Here is a 4,916-nt window from a genome sequence, read left to right as displayed (position 1 = left end):
AAGGTTAATTAACCAGCATAAATTTTAAATGTAACTCATAGAAAATGTATTTAAAATTAAATAATTTAAATAAAAAAGTCATTTTTCGTTGTAGGAAAATATTAAATTTTTAAATAAAAGACATAATTAATTAAAATTATAATTTCCTATTAGTATCTTTTTAAAAATATTTACAATTATTTTAATAGGTTATGCAAGAAGTCTAATGTTAAAATATATAAAAAATAAGTAAGGCACACTGAAAAATACTATTTAATTTTTAATAATAGTTATTAAAATATAAAATTAATCATTTATAATTAAATTGATATTTTTACACTATACACTGTTTACAAATTTTAAAAGAAAGTAGATGTATTTATAAAAAATATTATAAAAATTTATATTCCAAAACTACTATTAGTATGACCCTTAATAGAAATATTATTATTTTTATTAANNNTCNTACTAAAAAAATATTTTTCATAATANACTCAATATTATGAATAATAAACAATATAAATTTATCCACCATAGAAAATATAGTTAAAATTATATGTATAATAGGAATTTTTATAATTCCAACATTAACAATAATAATAAAATTTATTAAAAAATAAATTTGTAAACAGTGTATAGTGTAAAAATAAACAATAAAATTATTTAATAAAATCACATATAAAAACTAGTGTGCCACAGCTAAGATATATGATCGATTATAATAAATATTAAAATCCTTTAACCATAACACGGAAAAAGTTTAATATCTTAACAATAACAAAAATNCCAAATGGNATTAAAATAATTCACGCATCACCTAAAAANGTCATTAATTGTGGTAATACAGCATAAATTGCTTCTTTAACTTTCATCATTGCTTGTCCTAANCCACTTCAAATAGAACCNATTCCATCTGAAGTAGTAGGGGTACCACTATCTGCTAAAAAATTAACCGCTGTTATTAAATACATACCTAACATTATTTTTTATCCTCCCTATTTTCAACTTCTTTCTTATCTTTTTTCTTACCTTTAATTTGTCTAATTTTTTGATAAATTGATAAACCAATTCATGCAAAAATCCCTAATATAATAACAACACTAAATATTGTCGTTAATCAACCTGGCATAACTTATTCCTCCTAAAAATCTAATTTTGCGGCACGCTTCGCGTGTTCGCTACGCTCAAAATAAACCATATTGAATAAATTATCCGCGTAATTTATTAGCAGTAATTTATTCATCTTCTTTTACATTATTAATTACAATATTATTTACCATATTAATAACATTATCTTTTCCATACTTTTTCACTAACGACCGCAAAATAAAATAATGTTTCTTTTCAATAAAAAATCAACCCCTTTCTGAGTTGATTTGTTGCACTTCACTTACACGATGCCTAACCCATGATGTCATCAAAAATGACAAGCGTCAGTTATCACAATAATTGTGATAGGAATCATTGCCATTGCTAAACAAGAAGGAATAAAATATCAATTATTTAAATTATAAACTTCTAAATCATTTAAGTTTAGTACTTTATTATTAATTCAAGGAATAAACAAAATAACAATATTTAATAAAACTGCTCCTATTGCGGCATAAATTAATGGTCGATTAATAATTGGAGTAAAACGTTGCTTTATTTTTCAATTTGTTAAAGTAACAGTATTAACAAACATACTTGGCGCACAAGTTAAAGCAATAAAAATTCCTGTTCGACCAAAATCAGAAATTTGCAATTTCATTTCAATTGTAATATTAGGATCACTACTTCGTAAAAAATCAAAAACTGTTTGATAACCATAAGCTTCGTATGCTTGAGTTGGAACAAAACTCATTCCAAAATAATAAGCGCCAACACAAACACTTGTTGTTAAAATTGTAATGCAAATCATTGATCCTCAAATATTTCGAAATAAGGGATTCTTCCCTTGCACCGGTTTAATTGTCATTAATGTATCATCATTATCAGCCATTCCAATACAAATTGCTAAAATTGATTCAATAACTAAATTCATTCATAAAATATCAGTTGCTTCAACTGGTGAAACATGGTTAATTAAGGATAAAATAAAAATTGATAAAACATTTGCTAAATTAACTCCAATCACAAACGTAATTGCTCGGCGAATTTTTTGATAAACATTACGGCCTTCATTAACCCCTTTAATAATTGTTTCAAAATTATCATCCGTTAAAATAACATCAGCTGCTTGTTTTGCAACATCTGTTCCAGTAATTCCCATTGCTACCCCAATATCAGCTTTTACTAAACTTGGAGCATCATTAACCCCATCTCCTGTCATTGACACAAGATAATCTTTCTGCTGTAAAATATTAACAATCCGAACTTTATGTTCAGGATTAACTCGTGCAAATACTTTAATATTATCAATAATTCGAATTAATTGCTTATCTGTCATTGCATTTAACTGCTCTGAAGAAATTACTTCATATTCTGAATAAGCTAAGTCTAATTCTTTGGCAATTGCTAGAGCAGTTGTTGCATGATCACCAGTAATCATAACAACTTTAATTCCAGCAGCATGTGCTTTTTTTACTGCTTCAATAGCAGATTGACGAACAGGATCAATCATACCAACAGCTCCTAAAAAAATTAATTTTTTTTCTAACGCCTCGGGGTCTTGTTCATCATCAAAATTAGTATTATAAGCAAAAGCTAATACCCGTAATGCTTGCGCTGATAAATCATCTGCTAACTTTAACAACAATGCTTTATCTTTTTTTGTTAATGTTAAAATTTTATTCTGAATCATAATGCGATCACAACGTTCTAATAAACTATCCAATGCACCTTTTGTAAAAGTTGTACTAACCCCTTCAATCACATTTAAAGTTGACATTAATTTCCGTTCAGAATCAAAAGGAACTTCATCAATTCGTTCTCATTTATCACGTGAATCTTGCTCATCATAAGCAAATAATTCAGCATAATCAACTAATGCTAATTCTGTTGGATCACCAATCCGTTCTTTATCTTCAGTAACACTATCATTACATAAAACTAATGCTTTTAAAAATAAATCTTGGTGCTGATCCAGACTACTATTAACGTATTCGTCAGCATTAATTACAGCATTATTCATCATTACTTTTTTAACTGTCATTTTATTTTGTGTTAAAGTTCCTGTTTTATCAGTACAAATAACATTGACACTTCCTAATGTTTCCATACTAGCAAGTTTTTTGACAATCACATTTTGTTTTGCCATTCGTTTGGTTGAAAATGATAAAGTAATCGAAACAACTGCTGCTAATGATTCTGGAATCACCCCAATTGCTAAAGTAATTGCTACCATTAAATAATTAGTTCATCCACTTTTATTACCATTAAAATATAATGCTAAAAAAATAACAATAGCAATAATAAAACTTAAGCCTGCAATTCAATACGAAAACTTTGTTAGTTTTTTTTCTAAATTTGTAGCAGTTTCTTCTGTTTCATTAATTGTTGTTGCAATTTTTCCAATTTCTGTTTGTTGACCAACCTTAATAACTACACCAACTGCTCGCCCAACTGTAATAAAAGTTGACATGAAAGCAATATTTTTCATTTCTGCCAAAATTGTTGTTGGTTCAATTGGGTAAGCTGTTTTATGAACAGGAACACTTTCCCCCGTTAAAATTGCTTCATCAATAAATACATCAGATTGTTCAATAATGCGTAGTTCCGCTGGAACATATTTTCCTGCTTCTAAAATAACAATATCACCAACTGTTAATTCATTGGCTGGAATTTCTTGCTGAGAATCATTTCGAATTACGACCGCTTTTGGTTTTGATAAAGATTTTAAAGCGGCCATTGATTTCCGTGCTTTTACTGTTTGGATTGTTTCTAAAATTGCATCAAGGATAACAATTGCTGCAATTACTGAAAAATCAATAAAATATTCGCCCTGAATTTGTCAATTATTTCCAATAATTGGCGCAATTACTGAAATTACAGCTGCTGCAATTAAAATTAATTGGATTGGTTCAATTAAGGCTTTGCCAAAAATAACATATCATGGGGTTACTTTACTTTTTGGTAATTCATTTTTTCCATATTGTTTTTGCCGAGCAATTACTTCTTCTGAAGTTAAGCCCGTTTCAAAATTAGTTTTTAAATTAGTTTCTAAGTTGCTATTATTCTGGGATATGTATTCTTCCATCACTAATGACCTTTCTATTTTACTGTGTTGTTAATTATTATACCTTAAAAATTTTATTTTAAAAAAGTTATTTTTACTTCTTAATCATGAATTTTTTTGTAAATAAAAAATTAAAATCAGAAATATTATTTCTGATTTTAATTTTACTTAAATTATAAATTTTTATGGCGCTTAACAAGATTCGTTTGGTTAACGCCAAACATTGAATAATAAGGATTTCGTCATTTTACAACACCTTGCCCCATTCGATTGTAATTGTTTGAAGCATTACGTAATAAATTAATCCTTTGCTTCGTTAATTCTAATAAATTATCTTGGCTAAAAGAAGGTCGCTTTTGATAAATATTTGTTATCTCTTGTTCTTTTTTATTTTTTAATGTCTTTTGCTGAGATTTTTTTTTGTATCTTTTTTAATTTTTTTTAAACTAAGTGCTTGTTTTCGTTGCTGGGTTTGACCTATTGGACGTGCATTATAATTTGCTTTAATATTAATATTATATTGTTGGCGCATTAAATTTAAAATTGTTTCTTTTTGATCAAAAGTTAATTCTGTTTTTGCTTTTAAAATTCGCTCAATTGAAAGAAAATTCAATTTTAGTGAATTTAAAAATTTAAAAGTTTTTAACGCTTTTGGATCTAAATTTAATTTGTTCAACATTACCCATCATTCCTTTTATTGGATATATTATACATTTTTTTCTATTAGACTTCTTGCATAACCTATTAAAATAATTGTAAATATTTTTAAAAAGATACTAAT

The 4,916-nt window shown here is 26.8% G+C and carries 5 protein-coding genes; all 5 read right to left on the bottom strand.

Annotated features, from left to right (window positions below; translation table 4 throughout):
- Positions 1–707: 707 nt before the first annotated feature.
- Positions 708–959, bottom strand: a complete 252-nt coding sequence (locus tag BST80_RS04030) for a hypothetical protein (RefSeq protein WP_415746073.1) — start codon at positions 957–959, stop codon at positions 708–710.
- Positions 959–1,108 (bottom strand): hypothetical protein, encoded by a 150-nt coding sequence (locus BST80_RS04025; protein WP_415746072.1) that lies wholly within the window; start codon positions 1,106–1,108, stop codon positions 959–961. The genes BST80_RS04030 and BST80_RS04025 overlap by 1 nt, the downstream gene beginning before the upstream one ends.
- 106 nt (positions 1,109–1,214) lie before the next feature.
- A complete protein-coding gene (locus tag BST80_RS04020) occupies positions 1,215–1,397 on the bottom strand; it encodes a hypothetical protein (protein WP_415746074.1) in 183 nt (60 codons plus the stop codon).
- Entirely contained in the window at positions 1,370–4,156 is a 2,787-nt protein-coding gene (locus BST80_RS04015) for a cation-translocating P-type ATPase (protein WP_415746071.1), read from the bottom strand. The genes BST80_RS04020 and BST80_RS04015 overlap by 28 nt, the downstream gene beginning before the upstream one ends.
- Positions 4,157–4,529: 373 nt before the next feature.
- On the bottom strand, positions 4,530–4,814 hold the full coding sequence (locus BST80_RS04010) for a hypothetical protein (protein WP_415746070.1): 285 nt from the start codon (positions 4,812–4,814) through the stop codon (positions 4,530–4,532).
- Between the last annotated feature and the right edge of the window lie 102 nt (positions 4,815–4,916).

Source organism: Spiroplasma sp. Moj (genome assembly GCF_016082285.1).
Classification (GTDB): Bacteria; Bacillota_I; Bacilli_A; order Mycoplasmatales; family Mycoplasmataceae; genus Spiroplasma; species Spiroplasma phoeniceum.
Note: the sequence above shows the minus strand (reverse complement) of the source record. Positions and strands in the feature narration are given on the sequence as shown.